Raw genomic sequence first — 17,199 nt, 5'->3', positions numbered from 1 at the left:
CCGACTTGCAACCCCGCCCGGGCCGTACCATCATTAACGGTTTTCCGCACTAATACGCTCTGATGCCCGATCACAATGCCTCCGCTTCCCTCCTCGATCGGATCGATTATCCCGATCAGCTGAAGGAGTTATCTCCCCCGCAACTCAAACAGCTGGCAGAAGAGTTGCGCAGCTTCATGATCGGCTCGATCGGCCGCACCGGGGGTCATCTGTCGGCGGGCCTGGGCGCGGTTGAGCTCACGATTGCCCTCCATTACGTCTTCGATACTCCCGAAGATCGCATCGTCTGGGATGTCGGCCACCAGAGCTATCCCCACAAGATCCTGACGGGACGCCGCAAGCAGATGTCGACCTTGCGACAGCTGAACGGTCTCGCCGGTTTCCCGAAGCGCGACGAGAGCCCCTACGATACGTTTGGCGTGGGCCACTCCAGTACCTCGGTGAGTGCAGCCCTCGGGATGGCCCTCGCTGCGCAACAGCAGCATAGCGGCCGCCGGGTGGTCGCGGTGATTGGTGATGGTGCCATGACGGCCGGCATGGCGTTCGAGGCGCTCAACCATGCCGGCGACCTCGATGCCAATCTGCTCGTGGTACTCAACGACAACGAGATGTCGATTTCACCGAATGTCGGCGGCCTCTCCAATTATCTGGCGCGGATGCTGTCCGGCAAGTTCTACTCCACCATGCGCGAAGGCTCCAAAAAGGTCCTGCAGACCATGCCCTCACCCATGTGGGAGCTGGCCCGCCGCGTCGAGGAACACGCCAAGGGCATGGTGGTCCCGGGGACGCTGTTCGAGGAACTCGGATTCAACTATATCGGCCCGGTTGACGGGCACGATGTCGAGAACCTCGTGAAAACCCTCGGCAACCTGAAATCCCTGAACGGACCCCAGTTTCTTCACGTGGTCACGCGCAAGGGCAAGGGTTTCGCACCGGCCGAAGCGAACCCTTGTGCATACCATGGTGTCTCAGCCTTTGATCCGGAAACGGGCGAGATGCAGGGGAGTGGAAGCGGCCCCACCTACACACGAGTGTTCGGTGATTGGCTGTGTGACATGGCCGCCAGCGATGAAAGCCTGGTCGGCATCACACCAGCCATGAGGGAAGGTTCCGGACTGGTGGAATTCTCGGAACGGTTTCCGGAGCGTTACATTGACGTCGGCATCGCCGAGCAGCACGCGGTGACACTGGCGGGGGGCCTGGCGTGTGATGGCATCAAACCGGTGGTGGCGATCTACTCGACCTTTTTGCAGCGCGCCTATGACCAGTTGATTCATGATGTCGCCCTGCAGAACCTGCCGGTGCTGTTCGCCATCGACCGGGGTGGTCTGGTGGGAGCGGACGGTCCGACGCATTCCGGAAACTATGATCTCAGCTTCCTGCGCTGTATCCCGAACCTGATCATCATGGCAGCCAGCGATGAGAACGAATGTCGGCAGATGCTTTACACCGGCTTTATGCAGAACGGCCCGGCAGCTGTTCGTTATCCGCGTGGTACCGGGCCGGGTACCGCGGTGAACAAGACCATGGAAGCCCTCCCCCTCGGCAAGGCCGAACGGCGCCGGCAGGGCCGGAAGATCGCCATTCTGGCCTTCGGCAGCCTTGTTCAGGAGGCGCTCGCCGCGGCAGAAGTGCTCGATGCCAGCGTCTACAACATGCGTTTCATCAAACCGCTGGACACGCAGGCGCTCCTGGAGGCTGCGGGCTCCCACGATCTGCTGGTCACCGTGGAGGACAACGCGCTGATGGGCGGAGCGGGCTCCGCGATTGGCGAAAGCCTGGCCGCCCACGCAACCACAACACCACTACTGCAGCTCGGGCTGCCGGATGTCTTTATCGAACAGGGCACACGCGAACAGCTGCTCGCGGCCTGCGGCCTGGACCGCGATGGTATAATCGGCGCCATTCAGGCGCGGCTTGGCACCAGCGCTTGCCAAACGCCAGCGACCCGCGTAAATTCTTAGTGATTAAGTCAACTATCTAAAACCATGACGGCGCAATATACGCTCAAGGTGGTGACCGACTTCGCCGCAGCCCACTCATTGAGGGATTATCCGGGCGATTGTCAGCATCTGCACGGCCACAACTGGAAAGTCGAAGTGGAAGTGGCTGCACCGGCGCTTGACCGTATGGGTATGGTCGTTGATTTCAAGAGAATCAAGCAGGCAGCCCGAGAGGTAACCGAAGAGCTCGATCACCGGTATCTCAACGAGATACCACCGTTCGATGAGCTCAATCCCACTGCCGAAAACATGGCGGCCTATATCTACCGCCAGATCGGGGAACGGTTGAACGATCAACGGGTGAAGGTCTGCGCCATTACGCTTTGGGAGACGGAGCGCGCCTGCGTCCGCTATACCGAGGAAGGATGAATCTATGAACAAACCCTGTCAGCCGATTGCCGACGTCCAGAGCAGCGAGGATACCCGGCGCATTCCGATTAACAAAGTGGGCATCAAGGATATTCGCCATCCGGTGCGGATCCGCGACCGCAGCGGCGGGGAACAGCACACGATTGCCAACTTCAACATGTATGTGAACCTGCCCCACAATTTCAAGGGCACGCACATGTCCCGCTTCGTGGAGATTATCAATCGGCATGAACGGGAACTGTCGGTGGAATCCTTCAAGGACATGCTGTCGGAGATGACCGAGTTGCTAGAGGCCGAAGCGGGGCACATCGAGATGGTCTTCCCCTACTTCGTGAACAAGAAGGCGCCGATCTCGGGTGTTGAAAGCCTGATGGACTACGATGTCACCTTCATTGGCGAGGTGGCTAACGGCGAACCGAAGCTGAAGGTGAAGGTAATTGTCCCGGTCACCAGTCTCTGTCCCTGTTCCAAGAAAATCTCTGAACGGGGTGCCCATAACCAACGCTCCCACGTTACGGTTGCCGTCGAAACCCGCGGATTCGTGTGGATCGAGGACATCATCGACCTGGTCGAGTCGGAAGCCTCCTGCGAGCTCTACGGTCTGCTCAAGAGGCCGGACGAAAAGATGGTGACGGAACGCGCCTATGACAATCCGAAATTCGTGGAAGACATCGTCCGCGATATCGCCGTGCGCCTGAATGCCGACGACCGCATCGCCCAATATGTGGTGGAATCGGAAAATTTCGAATCCATCCACAACCACTCCGCCTACGCACTCATCGAGAAAGACAAGCGGCTCTAGTGGCCTGTCCGAGAACATCGTTTTTTTAGGTTGGGGTGAGCTATGCGAACCCCAACGCGATTTTGTTAGGCTTCGTTCCTCAGCGCCAACCTACATTTTGGAGCCCATAGCTGTTCTCGGACAGGCTCCTAGTGTACTGTTGCATGCTTGGCGATACTTTCAGAGCCCCCCAAAAACGTCAGGACAAGGCGCAGCGCGCAGGCAATGGTTATCCCCTTGTCAAGCGCTGCAACGCCGTCATGGCGTTTTTTGGGGGGCTCCCTCCGGGCGAGCCGCTGGCCGGCCATCTGCGGCGTTGCGTTTCTTGAAAAGGGCACACCATTCCCTGCGAAACGCGCCTTGCATCTGGCCGGCCAGCGGCTCGCTGAAAGCACCGCCAAGCATGCAACAGTACACTGGTGCCCATGCGGTGGATTACGGCGCGCCCTGTCGACATGGCAACCCGGACGGAGGGTGCATGTGCGCCTGGTCCACCCAGGGCGACTCGAAAGCCCCTCGCGGCAACTACACTGCTGATATCCCGGGACGGGCTTCGATCACCATTTCGAGCGCAACACCAGCGCCTTGCCGTCCCGTTGCATATCCAGTTGGTCAAGAAACGACATCCCGAGCAGCGTTCTGCTCGGCAGGTTTCCCTCCAGCACGACCGCAGGCACATTGCGGACCTTGATCTCCCCTACCGATATCCTGTCCAGGTTCACCCGATACGCCTTTTCACGGCCGGAAGCCGTCTCCAGCATGGCCGGACGACCATCCCGCAGGTAGTCGACCCCCAGCCGTCTGGCTTCGGTTGAATTCATCGATACCAGGGTGGCTCCGGTATCGACCATGAAGGTGATGGAGTAGCCGTTGATTGACCCGTCAATGGTATACATGCCGCCGGTATCGGGCCAGATTCGGACCTCTCGCTGTTTGGCGGCACTGAATGTTGAGCCGATATGGGTCCCGAGTGCCAATCGCTCGCGCCGGCCCTCCACCTCGACCACCGCCCCCTCGCTGTCCGCCTGGATCAATCGCACCCCTTCAGGACTGATATCACCCTCGGAAAGCACCCGGCGTTCTCCGTCAATGGTGAGCACTGCCTTACCGCTGAACAGTCCCAGCACGATAATGTTCGGACCGGCCCAGACGACCATCGCGGCGCCGAAAAGGAGCGCCGATACAGCGCTTCGCAGTGGTGAGAAACTGGCCTTCCTGCCCATGAGGCTCTCCTTACCTGATCGCAGGTGTATTCAGACTAACCAAAGCTACCGCCATGCCCGGACGATAACAAGGAAATCGCTGAGCCGGGCCTGAAGAACGGCGTTTGCACCACGGGGATCACGGGGCGCACGGGGTGAAATAGGTAGTAGAAGTTGCTTCTTGGCGTGCTTAGCCGTACTGCCCTTGATTTAGACCGCGAGCCGTACCCCCCCTGCTGCACAGGCCCAAATCAACGACGAATGGTAACCACGGGCAAAACAGGTTATCCGATCTTTTTCTCCCGGTGCGCCCCATGTTCCTCGTGGTTAGAAATCCAAAAGGGGTCTGAATCGTTAAGTTCTTCAGGAGGCTCAGCCCAGAATCCGCGCCGCGCCTTGCAAGAGAAACCAGGCGGGGACTGCTGCCAGGATATCGTCGATCATGATTCCGAACCCGCCGCTCACGCGACGATCCACCCAGCCGATAGGCCAGGGTTTTACGATATCGAAAAAACGAAACAAGACAAAGCCGATAAGCGGCCACTGCCAGCCGGCAGGTGCGGCGGTCATCGTCAGCAAGTAGCCGGCGAATTCATCCCATACGATGGCCGGGTGATCGTGCACACCCAGCACCTTCGCCGCATGGGTGCAGAGGCTTATACCAATGACGAAGACCAGCGCCATAATCAGCAGGTAGGCACCCACTCCGAGCGGTTCCAGCACGAGGTAAAGCGGTATCGCCGCCAGGGTTCCCACCGTTCCCGGAGCCGCCGGTGACAACCCGCTGCCGAATCCGAAGGCGAGCAGGCAGCGCGGGTCTCTCCAGACCTCACGGGGGCTGCGCTCTTCCGGCTCAGTGATCGCCGTCATCTCTTCCATTATCAGTGCCCTTGAAGTGGTCATAGCCGGATCCGTCACAGGCGTAGATACGACCATCGGGACCGATCAACCTCAGACCCGATTCCGATTCAATCCGGCCGATGCGGGTGATGGGACACTCCAGCCCCTCCGCCAGCGACTGGAGGCGTGGTTCATGGTCGGCAGCTACGGTAAAGCAGAGTTCATAATCGTCACCGGCGCTGAGGGCCAGATTGATGCCGTCCGGCTCCGGCAAGGTTCGCAACAGGACTTCCGAGCGTGGCAGACAGCCGATTTCGATACGTCCACCGACACCGCTTTGCGACAGGATATGGCCCAGGTCCGACAGGATCCCATCGGAGACATCGATGGCCGCACTGGCGACTCCACGCAGAGCCCGGCCAGTTCTGAGTCGGGCTTCGGGATAATCCAGCCGATTGCGCAGGAAATCCCCATCCGGAGCGGCAATATCGAGCCGTCCCTGTACCACGCCCAGGCCGGCACCGGCATCCCCGAGAGTGCCCGTGACGTAAATCCCGTCTCCGGGACGGGCACCACTACGGCGAAGCGCCTCCCCTGCAGGGACAAAACCGTGCGCCTGAACCACGGCACACAGCGGCCCCCGAACCGTATCTCCCCCCACCAGTGCCACCCCGAAACGCTCGGCCAGGCTGAAAAATCCGTCCGCGAAGTGACTGGCGAAGGTTTCATCGGGATGAGGAAGGCTGAGGAAGAGCGTGGCCCAGGCCGGGTCCGCGCCCATTGCGGCCAGATCGCTCAGGTTGACCGCCAGCGCCTTGTGACCGATGGCCTTCGGATCGGTATCTTCCGGGAAATGAATGCCGGCGTGCAACCCGTCAATGGCCACGGCCAACTCCATACCGGCCGGGACACTCAGCAGCGCTGCATCATCGCCGATCCCCAGCGATACATCGGCCCGGGCGGCCGCCCGGGCGGCGAAAACACGATCAATCAGCTGAAATTCCGATAACGCCATCTTGTGGATACCTCTGCAGAAGGCGCGCCCTCGCGATGATTTTTATCACGACCGCCATCGCGCCGGGGCGGCCCTCCTACCGACAGAGCGGAGGCAATACCTGGCAAGAGGCGCGCCCCGCGGCTCGCTACGCCCCAGGCGAAGCGCACGAATCGACTTCAGCGCTTGCGGGCCGCTTCCACTTCGGTTTTGCGCAGCGTCCGCGATACCTTGTCGAGAATGCCGTTCACGTAGCGGTGGCCCTGTTCCCCCCCGAAGATCTTGGCCAGCTCCACCGCTTCATTGATGACAACACGATAGGGAATGTCGATACGAAACTTCAGTTCATAGACACCGGTGCTCAGGATGGCACGTTCCACCGGGTCGACTTGACTGATCGGCCGGTCCAGGCAAGGGTCGATCGCCTTGTTCAACTCGTCGAGCCGAGCCGGAATCTGATGCAGCAACTCCGAGAAATAATCGAGATCGCAGCCCTCCATATCCTGCTCCGCGAGGAAGTCGGCCTCAATGTCAGCAAGGTCCTGGCCCCCTACCTGCCATTGATAGAGGGCCTGAATAGCACGCTGTCGGGCGCAGCTGCGGGCGCGACTCATAATAGGTTGCGACCTCCTCAGGCGTCGAGTTTGGGGAGCAAATTGACCATCTCGATGGCGGACATGGCGGCCTCGGCTCCCTTGTTGCCGGCTTTGGTCCCGGCGCGTTCGATGGCCTGTTCAATACTGTCGACGGTCAGCACGCCAAATGCCATGGGGATTCCGCTATCCAGGGAGACCTGGGCGAGTCCCTTGGTGCATTCCGAAGCGACATATTCAAAGTGTGGAGTACCGCCGCGAATCACTGCCCCCAGTGCGATGATGGCATCGTAGCGACCGGCGGCAACCATGCGTTTGGCGGCCAGCGGCATCTCGAAGGCGCCCGGAACCCGAACGACCTCGATGTGCTGTTCGGCACCGCCGTGGCGTTTGATGGTGTCCACCGCACCGTCCAGGAGGCTTTCCACTACAAAACTATTGAAGCGGCTGACGACGATACCGAATTTGGCACCGCTGACGGTCAGCTCCCCCTCAAAACTCTTGATCCCAGCCATGACTTTTTTCCTGTAATTTTGGTTACTAGCGCATTCTGATAGAAACCACAGAGAACACGGAGAAAACCGTTCGACTACAAGGCCTGATGGACCCCGATATAGTTCGAGCCCATCGATACCTCGTCAGTCGTCGACGTACTCCACCACTTCCAGCCCGAAGCCGGACAGCGCATGCATCTTCTTCGGTGCCGAGAGCACCCGCATTTTCTTCACACCGAGGTCCAGCAGAATTTGTGCGCCGATGCCGTAGGTCCGCAGGTCTTCGACCTTGTCCTGCCTGGGAAGCGTGACCCCCTCATCCTGCACCTGATAGTCGCGGATGTGACGAATCAAGGTGTCCGCATCCTCGTGCTGACGGAGAATGATGGCAACCCCGCTGCCCTCGTTGGCAATGCGGCACAGGGCGTCACGCAGCGGCCAACCGCAGTCACCGCGCTGATTAGCAAACAGGTCACACAGGGTATGTTCCAGATGCACCCGAACCAGGGTCGGTTCACCCTCGGTTACCTCCCCCTTCACCAGGGCGAGGTGCAACTCCCGTTCAATCAGATCCCGATAGGCGACGAGCCGGAATTCGCCACATTCGGTGGGCATGGTGCACTCGGCCACCCGCTCGACACTGGGTTCGTTGTGCAGGCGATAGTGGATAAGATCCGCAACCGTACCAATCTTCAGGTTGTGCTCTTCAGCAAATTTTTCCAGGTCCGGACGGCGCGCCATGGTGCCATCCTCATTGAGGATCTCGACAATCACCGACGAGGGCTCCAGTCCCGCCAGCCGGGCCATGTCGCAACCCGCTTCCGTATGCCCGGCACGGGTCAGTACCCCGCCCGACTGAGCCATCAGCGGAAAGATGTGTCCCGGCTGTACGATGTCGTCAGGCCCGGCATTGGGCGCCGCTGCCGTGCGAACCGTATGTGCCCGGTCGTAGGCGGAGATGCCGGTGGTCACCCCTTTGGCCGCCTCGATGGAGAGCGTGAAGTTGGTGCCGTGCTTGTCGTTGGTGTTAGTCACCATCAGCGGCAGGTGCAGCTGTTCACAGCGCTCCCGCGTCAGGGTCATGCAGATTAATCCGCGCCCGTAACGGGCCATAAAATTGATGTCATCGGGACGGACCATCGTGGAGGCCATCATCAGGTCCCCCTCGTTTTCCCGATCTTCATCATCCATCAGGATAACCATCTTGCCCAGACGGATATCCTCGATAATCTCTTCGATGGTATTCAGTGCCATATCAATGGTTCGCTATCTCTTCAAAAAACCGTTTTCGGCGAGAAAAGCCTCCGAAATCCCCGCCCCATTCGGCTCTGCAGCCCTGTCGCCAAGGATCAGGCGTTCAAGGTAACGGGCAATGATGTCGACTTCCAGATTTACGCGACGCCCCGCCCGGAACTCACCCATGGTGGTCTCCTGCAGCGTATGCGGGACGATGTTAAGCTCAAAAATCGCCCCTTTCACTTCATTAACCGTCAGACTGATGCCGTCGACGCTGATGGATCCTTTTTTGGCGATGTAGCGCGCCAGCTCGGCGGGCGCCTCGATCCTGAACTGCTCCGAACGCCCCGCCGGGTGACGCTCCAGTACCCGGCCCACCCCGTCCACATGACCGGAGACCAGATGACCACCCAGGCGGGTGGTGGGAGTAAGCGCCTTTTCCAGATTCACCCGGCTGCCGGCCTTGAGATCGCCGAAGCCGGTTTTTGACAGCGTCTCGCCCGAGACATCCGCCCAGAAGCCATCCCCGGGCAGTTCAACCGCCGTCAGGCAGACACCATTCACGGCGATACTGTCGCCCAACTGTACATCCGTCAGGTCAAGCTTACCGGTACGGACATACGCCCGTACATCATCCTGTTTTGGTTCAAGTGCGGCGATCTCGCCAATGGATTCGATAATTCCGGTAAACATGGCTTCCAGTTCTCCTGCCTGACTATACCGTCGCTTTGACGACCGGCCGGGCGGTGATCCGCCAATCCCGACCCACCGCCCGAATGTCGTCGATTTCGAGGTCGAGGGTATCGGCCATCGCATCCAGCCCGGGCAGCCGAAACAGACCGCGGGCACTGTCCCCCATCAGGCGGGGCGCCATGTAAACGACCAATTCATCGATGAATCCGGCCCTGAGCATCGCACCGCTCAGAATGGCTCCGGTCTCCAGTAGAACCTCATTAATTTCCCGTTCGGCGAGCAGCCGAAGCATGGCTGGCAGATCGATCCGGTCAGGCCCGTCAGGAAGTGCCACCACTTCGGCCCCCCTGGCTTCCAGGCGCTCCCACGCATCGTCGGGGCTGGCAGCCGTTACCACCAGCGTTTTCCCGGGCAGCGTCAACATCTTTGCCGTTTCCGGCATGGAGAGCCGGGGATCCAGTACAACCCGAAGCGGCTGGCGCTCCTGCCCTTCGAGCCGGACGTTCAGCGAAGGATCATCGGAAAGCACCGTTCCAATGCCGGAGACAACCGCAGAACTGCGGGCACGAAGCCGTTGAACATCCCTGCGGGCAGCCTCGCCGGTGATCCATAGACTTTCGCCGGAGGCCATGGCCGTACGCCCGTCCAGACTCATCGCCAGTTTGCCGCGTACGAAGGGACGGCCATTGCGCATACGCATAACGAAACCGGGATTCAGCGCCTCGGCCTGTGGCTGCATCAGACCAACCGCAACGTCGACACCCTGCCCGTGCAGTCTCTCGAGCCCTTCGCCGGCGACTCTCGGGTTCGGATCCTGCATTGCGCTCACCACGCGAGAGACACCCGCTTCGATCAAGGCATCGCTACAAGGACCGGTCTTTCCATGGTGACTGCAGGGTTCCAGTGTCACGTAGGCAGTAGCGCCCCGGGCGGCTTCGCCGGCACTGCGAAGCGCCACCACTTCGGCATGGGGGCCCCCGGCGATTTCATGCCAGCCCTCGCCCACCACTCTGCCGTCCCGCACCAGCACACATCCAACCCGGGGGTTGGGATCGGTCGTACACAGCCCACGCCCGGCGAGTTCGATCGCACGTGCCATATGACGGTGGTCGTCGGTCGTAAATACAGACATCACTTTTTCTTTTTGGGCGACTCGCCATCGAGCAGAGTGAGTTGACTGCGGCGCGCCTCTGACGAAGGTTCGTTCTGCAGCCGCTCAATCTCCTCCCGGAAGGCATTGACGTCCTGAAAACTGCGGTACACGGAAGCGAAACGGACATAGGCCACTTCATCCATTTCCCGCAACTCGTTCATTACCCACTCTCCCACTTTGGGAGAGGCGACTTCGCGCTCACCGGTGGCCCGGATACGATGCTTGATCCGGTTCAGCGCTCCTTCGATGGCCTCGGTGTCCACCGGCCGCTTCTCCAGGGAACGCTGCAGGCCCAGGCGCAGTTTGCTTTCACTGAAGGGCTCGCGGGTACCGTCCTGCTTGACGATGCGGGGCATCACCAATTCAGCAGTCTCGAAGGTAGTGAACCGCTCTCCGCAGGTGATGCACTCGCGCCGGCGACGAACGGAATCCCCTTCATTCGCCAGCCGCGAATCGATCACCCTGGTGTCGGGCTCAGTGCAGAACGGACAGCGCATGACGACAGTTTCCAGTGGCTAGTGGCTAGGATCGAGGCCCGGCTCTCTATCGCTGGTAGACAGGGAAGCGTTTGCAGAGATCCAGAACCTTCTGTCTGGTCTCGGCAATAACGGCCTCACTGCCCCGACCTTCAATGACATCGCACATCCATCCGGCCAGCTCGCGGCATTCGGCTTCCTTGAAGCCGCGGGTGGTAGAGGCCGCTGTACCGAGTCGTATACCGGAGGTGACAAAGGGTGACTGCGGGTCATTGGGAACGGCATTCTTGTTCACCGTGATATTGGCGGCGCCCAACCAGGCATCCGCGTCCTTACCGGTCAACTCCTGCTTGATAAGGCTTACCAGGAACAGGTGATTGTCGGTGCCGCCCGAGACCACATCGAACCCACGTTCCATGAAGACCTCTGCCATGACGCGGGCATTCTTCACCACCTGCTCCTGATAGGCCTTGAAGTCATCCTGGAGGGCTTCCTTGAACGCCACGGCTTTGCCGGCGATGACGTGCATCAGCGGGCCACCCTGGGTGCCGGGGAAGACCAGCGAGTTCAGCTTTTTCTCGATGTCCGGATTGGACTTGGCGAGAATGATACCGCCGCGCGGTCCACGCAGGGTTTTGTGTGTTGTCGAGGTTGTGACATCAGCCAGCGGCACCGGGTTCGGATAGACGCCTGCGGCGACCAGGCCCGCCACGTGGGCCATATCGACCATCAGCCAGGCACCCACCTTGTCGGCGATATCACGGAAGCGCTGCCAGTCCACCACACGGGAATAGGCCGAAAAACCGGCGACAATCATCTTTGGTTTGTGTTCAACGGCCAGGCGTTCCACCTGCTCGTAGTCAATCTCTCCGCTCCCTTCGTCGAGACCGTACTGAATGGCGTTGTAGATCTTCCCCGAGAAATTCGGTTTGGCCCCATGGGTCAGGTGGCCCCCGGCATCCAGGCTCATGCCCAGTATGGTGTCACCGGGCTGCAGCAGGGCCATGTAAACGGCGGCGTTGGCCTGCGAGCCGGAATGGGGCTGGACGTTGGCGTAGTCGGCCCCAAACAGCTGCTTTACACGATCAATGGCCAGTTGCTCGGCCACATCCACATATTCGCAGCCGCCGTAGTAGCGCTTACCGGGGTAGCCTTCCGCATACTTGTTGGTCAGAACCGACCCCTGAGCCTCCATTACACGCGGACTGGTGTAGTTTTCCGAAGCAATCAGCTCGATATGCTCCTCCTGGCGCACCACCTCCTTCTCCATGGCGCTCCAAAGCTCATCGTCAAATCCCGCAATGTGCATGTCTCTGCTGAACATCGGCTACCCCTGAATCGGCAATGTTGAGAACCGTTGACCGCCCCGAGCCGGGCCGGAAAAGCCGTACAGAATACCCGATCGGGGGATTTTTTTCACTGGCGTAAAAGAAAAGCCCCGCAAGCGGGGCTCTAGTATCGGACTTCCGGTCCACGAGTCAGTCTATGACGTCCATGGCCCGTGATCGGGCTTCTGTTTGTTCTCCCCCCCAGTAGCTATTCGTCTCAGGGAAATGAGGGGAACACGCGGGCCCGGGTAGAGGCGGATGCTACTTTCGCTACTTTACCGCGCGTCATCATTCCTCTGTGTTGTTTACCAAAAAGTGGCCTTTTCGGCCTTGCCACCCGCACCCAGGGTCAGGAGTTCCTCAACCGCATCGGGAGTCTCCATGATGTTCATGAAGCTGTTGGAGCCCATCATTTTCAGGTCCGGGAAGTTGATGGCGATGCGAAACTCCGCCGGCAAGGTGTAGACCCGATCGCCCGATACCAGCACTTCGTAGGGCAAGTGGGCCGTAGAGCGCAGCTCCTTGAAGTCGATCTCACCCATGATGTAGGGGTCATCGGCGTATTTACTGCCATCCTTCCCCTTGGCCATACCTACGCCGAAGACGGTTTCTTCCTTGCCGGGCACATCGACCCGCCACACCCGGGTCGTTCCTTCCGTCTCCTTCAGGCCTTTCTCCACAGCGGCAACGGCCGCCTCGTAACTGTCGTGTTTGGCAAGCTCAATCCCATCGTCGAAGTAGGGCATACCGAACATATAGTGGTACTTACGCACTTTCTTCGAGGCCATGCCCTTGTCCGGACCGAAAGCTCCGGCGTTGCCCAGCGCCTGCTCCAGCGCTGCGGTGACTTCCGCCAAATCGCCATTCATGCGGTACGCGTGGGACATGTAGGTGGGGTTGGTATACGAGACCTGTACCTCGCCATTGAGGCTGGTCAGGGCCACCCGCTGCACTGCTGCGTAACCGCCGAACTCCGACTGGGCTGCGGCAGCACGCAGTGCATCGGAGGTGACACCCAGAATCGTCGCACCTTGATAGGGCGAATAACGGCCGACCACGTCAAAACCGGCCTCTCCGAGCTTCTGCTCCACTGACGCCTGCACCTCCGCCACATCACCGCTGGTCACTTCCGACAGCAGAAAGGGTTTAAGATTATCGCCGGCAGCGTGCGCAGTGGCGGCAACCGCCACCATGGCAACGGTCAGTAAAAATCTTTTGATCATGTTCATCACAAACCTGATTGTTTTGATCCTGAAAAGGGTAACAGGCCGGACGACCTGTTACCCGTTACTCCATCTCTTTTTAAACTGTCCGATCCCAATCAGAAGTTCATCCGCAGGGAGACGGTGATACCCGTTTGAGAATGCTCCACAGTATGAGACGTACCATCTGCGGGCACACTACCGTTAGGCACGCCATCGTCGAAAGCATCACTGATTGAACCTGTATCAATTGTCTTGTCGACCTCCAGTGCATAGACAAATGCGCCCTCAAGCGTCGTAGTCTTGCTCAGGCTGTAACCGCCGCCGACGGTGACATGGTCTTCGGTAATGGCCGGAAAGAAGTGGTTGTTGAACAGGTTGATGCCCTGGTTGGCATAAGTTGTCATCGGATTCGTCGGGTCGTTCTCGAGAACATCAATCGGGTCTTCACCAAAATTGTAACCGAACCCGGCCCAGAAGCCGTTGCCGGTATACTTGGCGCCCAGGGCGTAGACCATCTGGTCATCCCAGTTGAAGTCCTCGTAGCCATTGGCGGAACCCCACTGGATCTGCTTGGCATCGGCAGTCAGCATCCAGCGGTTGTTCATGTCGTACGCCACACCGAGCTTGATCTCCGCCGGCTGCTCCAGTTTGTCCGAAGTGATGGTCTGCGTGCATTGCGCGCATGGACCGAGACCGAAGCCATCCGCCGCATCGGTGAGCTGGTCGTCATACTCCATATCGATGGCGGATTGATAGGCCACGGCCACGGTCAGGGCCGGATTTACATCGAAGTGCGCACCCAGATTGACGCCGAACCCAAGGTCGTCGGAGACTCCGGTGCCATTGAAACCCGGGGTGCCCGAATAGTTGATATCCAGGGCCCCGTACTGAATGACGGGTGCGAAGCCGAAGCCGTAGTTGTCGTTGTTATAAGCAAACGCCGGGACGAACTTCATCAGCTGAAGATTAGTGGTGGCGCTGAATAACGCAGGTTCATCGCGATAATCGACACCCATGCCCGCGGTACCGTACATCCCCATGCCGAAGGTCCAGTTGTTGTTGATGCGGCGGTACATGGAGACTTCGGGGATAACGTTGGTGTCAGCATCACTGGTCGCGCTGGTCGGTATACCTGCAACATCGGATTCCGCCTTCACGTCCGGCATGAACAGGGTGCCGCCGATGGCGAACTCGCTGCCCTGGGCCTTGCCCAGCAGCGAGGGGTTTGTCAGGGCGTTTTCGGAGCCGTAGAACGCGGCAGTGCCGGTTCCCCCCAGCGCGCGGGACTGGGCACCCAGGCCGATCAGGTTATCGCCGTTGGTGGCAAAAACGGGGGTCGCAATCATGGTGGCGGCAGCGATGGCCAAGGCAACCCGGGTTGGTTTCATGTGGCCAATCCGCACGGTGGAAGCGCCGTCAGACGTATTTGCAGTTTTGGTAATCGATTTGCGGGACGCTGCGCAATAGAAGCTCATGTGCTCTCTCCTTGAAAAACTCTTCTTCACGGGACTACTAATCGTAGTTTTATTTTGGCAACTAATCGTTGTTATAGACGAACCGCTCTGAAAAAGCGGTCGTCACTGGAGTTAACATTATTTAGGTGACATTAAAGTGTCAACCGTCTTGTTATAATCCGAATCTACTAATATTTATATTAAAATATCAGCAAATTACTAATTTGCTTATGTAGCACATCTCCCTATCGGTCCATCTGTTACAGCGTCTGCTACCCATTCTGCGCCGGCGGCTTTTCGCTCAGGCCAGTGCTTTGCCTTCAGCTTCCCTGACCGCACCATGATGGCGGAAATCCGGCCAGCGCCACCTGTACCGAACAACACGAGTCAAGGCGCTACGCGCCATGCCTGGCGCACCATAAAAAAACCCCGCCGTAGCGGGGTCTTTAGCAGCCAGCCGAAAGTAGTCCGACAAGCTGTCAGTGAATGACATCAGGGACGATATCAGACGTAAAGGCAGACATCCGCATCACCGGCAAATTCAAAGAATGTCGCCGCTCCACCGAACTCGATGCCATCAATGAAGTTTTTGGGATCCATATCGAACAGGTCCACGGTCATCTGGCAGGCGACCATCTTGACCTCGGCCTCCAGACACAAATCCCGCAGGTCCTCAACACTGGCAACCCCTTTGGACTTCATCTTCTGCTTCATCATCGAAGTCATCATGCTCTGCATGCCCGGCAGTGCCTGTACCAGCACCGGCATGGGCATGGGCATGGGCATGCCCGGGTTACCTAGCGAGGTAACCTGAAGATCCAGCTTCTTTTCCAGCAGTTTGAGACCGTAGAACGTAAAGAAGATCTCGGTCTCGTATCCCAGTGCAGCTGCCGTGGAAGCGAGGATGAAAGGCGGATAGGCCCAGTCCAGCGTTCCCTTGGTAGCGATGATGGCGAGTTTTTTCTGGTCCGACATAAAGACTGCCCCCCTGGTCGTCATTATTTTCGGGTCTGAAGTCTCTCCCGGACTGGCCGGAAAAGGCCCATAAGGTCACCGCAAAGACGCCGATGAGACTCCCTGAAAGCCGACTCTGAAGTAGCGGCTTCCCATCCGTCCATGCAGCTTTGCGGTGATTGGCTGAATTACGCCTTTTTGATCAGGAAGGTAAATTTGCCGCCTTCTTCACCGGACTCCATCAACTCATTACCGGTCTGCTTGGAAAAGGCTTCGAAATCTTTCACGGAACCCGGATCGGTGGCCACAATGCGCAGGACCTGACCGGTTTCCATGGAACCGAGCGTCTTTTTCGCACGCAGAATGGGCAGCGGGCAGTTCAGGCCGGAAGCGTCGAGTTCTTGGTCGAAATTCGCCATTTTCTCTCTCCTTATATATAAGTGACAACAAAACAAAGAAAAAAGCCAAGTCCGCTCGGAAATAGAAGACTTGGCCGAGTAGTTAACCGGTTCCCATCCATCGAGGGCTTACTGCGAACACCTGATTTTGCTCCACTTGGGAGGCATTTGCCACGGCACCCGTTTATGGATGGAACTAAGTTAGAATTCAATATTTCCCTTATATGACAAGCGCGCACTGAAAGCAAGTACCCCTTTATGGCACACATCGAAACGGCAACTGGGGGAAATAGCACTTTTGCGTGTAAATCCGGTCACTTGCGGTACTCTTTGGCTAGGAGCCTGTCCGACAATAGCGACCGTCACGAGGGCAAGACTGATTGAGTCAGATTTTTCGGTCATTTGAGGCGAATAGTGGTTCTATTTAACAAAAATGAGCGGGAAATCTGGCTCAATCAGGCTTGGCCCCCACGACTCCAGAAATGAAGGAGTAGAGCGCAGCATGCCGCCAAGGATGGCGGTAGTAGAGAATGTCTGGAACTTATTCTCGAGCATGCCAGAGCCGAGCAGGTCAATCTATTCTCGGACAGGCTCCCAGGCGGCTCTGATTATGCCACTGCCAGCCCTCCCTGCACCCAGGCCATCACACCTCCGCGCAAATTGAGGGTGTTTTCGCGTCCCAGTTGAGACAGATAGGCACAGGCTTGCCCAGAACGAGCGCCGGTACGGCAGTAAAATACCACAGGCTGGTCCTCGGGAATATGGTCGATTTGCGCCGGTATCAGATGCAAGGGGATGTGCTCTGCACCCGGAATAGTCCCCTGGGCAATCTCCATTGGACTGCGCACATCGATCAGTTTGACCTGCAGGCCCTCGTCATTCAGCATCTGATCCAATTGATGGGCATCGATTTCCTTGATATTGAACATGCAGCCTCCAACCAACTCTCTATTAAAGAATGCTAATAAGTTTATAAAGTATTTACCAGAATTCAAAGGGGCGGCGTAAAAGGGGCCGTGTGGGCAC

At 58.5% G+C, this 17,199-nt stretch carries 18 protein-coding genes; 3 read left to right on the top strand and 15 right to left on the bottom strand.

Annotated elements, in window-relative coordinates; translation table 11 throughout:
- The first annotated feature begins 62 nt into the window (after positions 1–62).
- The 3 genes from dxs to folE2 are packed head-to-tail and all read left to right on the top strand — an operon-like array spanning position 63 to position 3,174.
- Positions 63–1,964 (top strand): 1-deoxy-D-xylulose-5-phosphate synthase, encoded by a 1,902-nt coding sequence (gene dxs, locus BLP65_RS05325; RefSeq protein WP_092993585.1) that lies wholly within the window; start codon positions 63–65, stop codon positions 1,962–1,964.
- Positions 1,965–1,988: 24 nt separating this feature from the next.
- Entirely contained in the window at positions 1,989–2,372 is a 384-nt protein-coding gene (gene queD, locus BLP65_RS05320; RefSeq protein WP_092993582.1) for a 6-carboxytetrahydropterin synthase QueD, read from the top strand.
- A 4-nt stretch (positions 2,373–2,376) separates the two neighbouring features.
- Entirely contained in the window at positions 2,377–3,174 is a 798-nt protein-coding gene (folE2, locus tag BLP65_RS05315; protein ID WP_092993579.1) for a GTP cyclohydrolase FolE2, read from the top strand.
- Between the two features lie 536 nt (positions 3,175–3,710).
- Here folE2 and BLP65_RS05310 read toward each other — a convergent pair.
- The 15 genes from BLP65_RS05310 to BLP65_RS05240 all read right to left on the bottom strand — a co-directional run bounded on the left by BLP65_RS05310 (position 3,711) and on the right by BLP65_RS05240 (position 17,102).
- Positions 3,711–4,376, bottom strand: a complete 666-nt coding sequence (locus tag BLP65_RS05310; protein ID WP_092993576.1) for a retropepsin-like aspartic protease family protein — start codon at positions 4,374–4,376, stop codon at positions 3,711–3,713.
- Between the two features lie 351 nt (positions 4,377–4,727).
- On the bottom strand, positions 4,728–5,225 hold the full coding sequence (locus tag BLP65_RS05305; protein ID WP_092994341.1) for a phosphatidylglycerophosphatase A family protein: 498 nt from the start codon (positions 5,223–5,225) through the stop codon (positions 4,728–4,730).
- Entirely contained in the window at positions 5,209–6,210 is a 1,002-nt protein-coding gene (gene thiL / locus BLP65_RS05300; RefSeq protein ID WP_092993573.1) for a thiamine-phosphate kinase, read from the bottom strand. The genes BLP65_RS05305 and thiL overlap by 17 nt, the downstream gene beginning before the upstream one ends.
- A 158-nt stretch (positions 6,211–6,368) precedes the next feature.
- Positions 6,369–6,803, bottom strand: a complete 435-nt coding sequence (gene nusB / locus BLP65_RS05295; RefSeq protein WP_092993570.1) for a transcription antitermination factor NusB — start codon at positions 6,801–6,803, stop codon at positions 6,369–6,371.
- Between the two features lie 17 nt (positions 6,804–6,820).
- Positions 6,821–7,297 carry a 6,7-dimethyl-8-ribityllumazine synthase gene (gene ribH, locus BLP65_RS05290; RefSeq protein ID WP_092993567.1) on the bottom strand — a complete coding sequence of 159 codons (477 nt, stop codon included), beginning with the start codon at positions 7,295–7,297 and terminating at the stop codon, positions 6,821–6,823.
- A 123-nt stretch (positions 7,298–7,420) separates the two neighbouring features.
- Positions 7,421–8,530 (bottom strand): bifunctional 3,4-dihydroxy-2-butanone-4-phosphate synthase/GTP cyclohydrolase II, encoded by a 1,110-nt coding sequence (ribBA, locus tag BLP65_RS05285; RefSeq protein WP_092993563.1) that lies wholly within the window; start codon positions 8,528–8,530, stop codon positions 7,421–7,423.
- A gap of 12 nt (positions 8,531–8,542) precedes the next feature.
- Positions 8,543–9,205, bottom strand: a complete 663-nt coding sequence (locus tag BLP65_RS05280) for a riboflavin synthase (RefSeq protein ID WP_092993560.1) — start codon at positions 9,203–9,205, stop codon at positions 8,543–8,545.
- 22 nt (positions 9,206–9,227) lie between these two features.
- Positions 9,228–10,337, bottom strand: a complete 1,110-nt coding sequence (gene ribD, locus BLP65_RS05275) for a bifunctional diaminohydroxyphosphoribosylaminopyrimidine deaminase/5-amino-6-(5-phosphoribosylamino)uracil reductase RibD (RefSeq protein WP_245688241.1) — start codon at positions 10,335–10,337, stop codon at positions 9,228–9,230.
- The gene (gene nrdR / locus BLP65_RS05270; RefSeq protein ID WP_092993556.1) at positions 10,337–10,855 is read right to left on the bottom strand and encodes a transcriptional regulator NrdR; all 519 of its coding nucleotides are present in this window, start codon (positions 10,853–10,855) and stop codon (positions 10,337–10,339) included. Before nrdR ends, ribD begins: the two co-directional genes overlap by 1 nt.
- Before the next feature lie 46 nt (positions 10,856–10,901).
- Positions 10,902–12,158, bottom strand: a complete 1,257-nt coding sequence (gene glyA, locus BLP65_RS05265) for a serine hydroxymethyltransferase (protein ID WP_092993553.1) — start codon at positions 12,156–12,158, stop codon at positions 10,902–10,904.
- A 309-nt stretch (positions 12,159–12,467) separates the two neighbouring features.
- Positions 12,468–13,385 (bottom strand): DUF302 domain-containing protein, encoded by a 918-nt coding sequence (locus BLP65_RS05260; RefSeq protein WP_217631908.1) that lies wholly within the window; start codon positions 13,383–13,385, stop codon positions 12,468–12,470.
- Between the two features lie 98 nt (positions 13,386–13,483).
- On the bottom strand, positions 13,484–14,755 hold the full coding sequence (locus tag BLP65_RS05255; protein WP_092993547.1) for an OmpP1/FadL family transporter: 1,272 nt from the start codon (positions 14,753–14,755) through the stop codon (positions 13,484–13,486).
- A 570-nt stretch (positions 14,756–15,325) separates the two neighbouring features.
- Entirely contained in the window at positions 15,326–15,796 is a 471-nt protein-coding gene (dsrE2, locus tag BLP65_RS05250) for a sulfur carrier protein DsrE2 (protein ID WP_092993544.1), read from the bottom strand.
- 167 nt (positions 15,797–15,963) lie between these two features.
- On the bottom strand, positions 15,964–16,194 hold the full coding sequence (locus BLP65_RS05245; protein ID WP_092993542.1) for a sulfurtransferase TusA family protein: 231 nt from the start codon (positions 16,192–16,194) through the stop codon (positions 15,964–15,966).
- A 587-nt stretch (positions 16,195–16,781) separates the two neighbouring features.
- Positions 16,782–17,102: a rhodanese-like domain-containing protein gene (locus tag BLP65_RS05240; RefSeq protein ID WP_092993539.1), complete on the bottom strand. Its 321-nt coding sequence runs from the start codon at positions 17,100–17,102 to the stop codon at positions 16,782–16,784.
- Positions 17,103–17,199 lie beyond the last annotated feature (97 nt).

The sequence above is a fragment of the Thiohalomonas denitrificans genome (genome assembly GCF_900102855.1).
Taxonomy (GTDB): Bacteria; Pseudomonadota; Gammaproteobacteria; order Thiohalomonadales; family Thiohalomonadaceae; genus Thiohalomonas; species Thiohalomonas denitrificans.
This window is presented reverse-complemented; position numbering and strand designations above follow the sequence as displayed.

Bases quoted from the DNA above. Each gene is read 5' to 3' on its own strand.
- dxs (WP_092993585.1), top strand. From the start codon at position 63: ATGCCCGATCACAATGCCTCCGCTTCCCTCCTCGATCGGATCGATTAT.
- queD (WP_092993582.1), top strand. From the start codon at position 1,989: ATGACGGCGCAATATACGCTCAAGGTGGTGACCGACTTCGCCGCAGCC.
- folE2 (WP_092993579.1), top strand. From the start codon at position 2,377: ATGAACAAACCCTGTCAGCCGATTGCCGACGTCCAGAGCAGCGAGGAT.
- BLP65_RS05310 (WP_092993576.1), bottom strand. From the start codon at position 4,376: ATGGGCAGGAAGGCCAGTTTCTCACCACTGCGAAGCGCTGTATCGGCG.
- BLP65_RS05305 (WP_092994341.1), bottom strand. From the start codon at position 5,225: ATGACGGCGATCACTGAGCCGGAAGAGCGCAGCCCCCGTGAGGTCTGG.
- thiL (WP_092993573.1), bottom strand. From the start codon at position 6,210: ATGGCGTTATCGGAATTTCAGCTGATTGATCGTGTTTTCGCCGCCCGG.
- nusB (WP_092993570.1), bottom strand. From the start codon at position 6,803: ATGAGTCGCGCCCGCAGCTGCGCCCGACAGCGTGCTATTCAGGCCCTC.
- ribH (WP_092993567.1), bottom strand. From the start codon at position 7,297: ATGGCTGGGATCAAGAGTTTTGAGGGGGAGCTGACCGTCAGCGGTGCC.
- ribBA (WP_092993563.1), bottom strand. From the start codon at position 8,530: ATGGCACTGAATACCATCGAAGAGATTATCGAGGATATCCGTCTGGGC.
- BLP65_RS05280 (WP_092993560.1), bottom strand. From the start codon at position 9,205: ATGTTTACCGGAATTATCGAATCCATTGGCGAGATCGCCGCACTTGAA.
- ribD (WP_245688241.1), bottom strand. From the start codon at position 10,337: ATGTCTGTATTTACGACCGACGACCACCGTCATATGGCACGTGCGATC.
- nrdR (WP_092993556.1), bottom strand. From the start codon at position 10,855: ATGCGCTGTCCGTTCTGCACTGAGCCCGACACCAGGGTGATCGATTCG.
- glyA (WP_092993553.1), bottom strand. From the start codon at position 12,158: ATGTTCAGCAGAGACATGCACATTGCGGGATTTGACGATGAGCTTTGG.
- BLP65_RS05260 (WP_217631908.1), bottom strand. From the start codon at position 13,385: ATGATCAAAAGATTTTTACTGACCGTTGCCATGGTGGCGGTTGCCGCC.
- BLP65_RS05255 (WP_092993547.1), bottom strand. From the start codon at position 14,755: ATGAAACCAACCCGGGTTGCCTTGGCCATCGCTGCCGCCACCATGATT.
- dsrE2 (WP_092993544.1), bottom strand. From the start codon at position 15,796: ATGTCGGACCAGAAAAAACTCGCCATCATCGCTACCAAGGGAACGCTG.
- BLP65_RS05245 (WP_092993542.1), bottom strand. From the start codon at position 16,194: ATGGCGAATTTCGACCAAGAACTCGACGCTTCCGGCCTGAACTGCCCG.
- BLP65_RS05240 (WP_092993539.1), bottom strand. From the start codon at position 17,102: ATGTTCAATATCAAGGAAATCGATGCCCATCAATTGGATCAGATGCTG.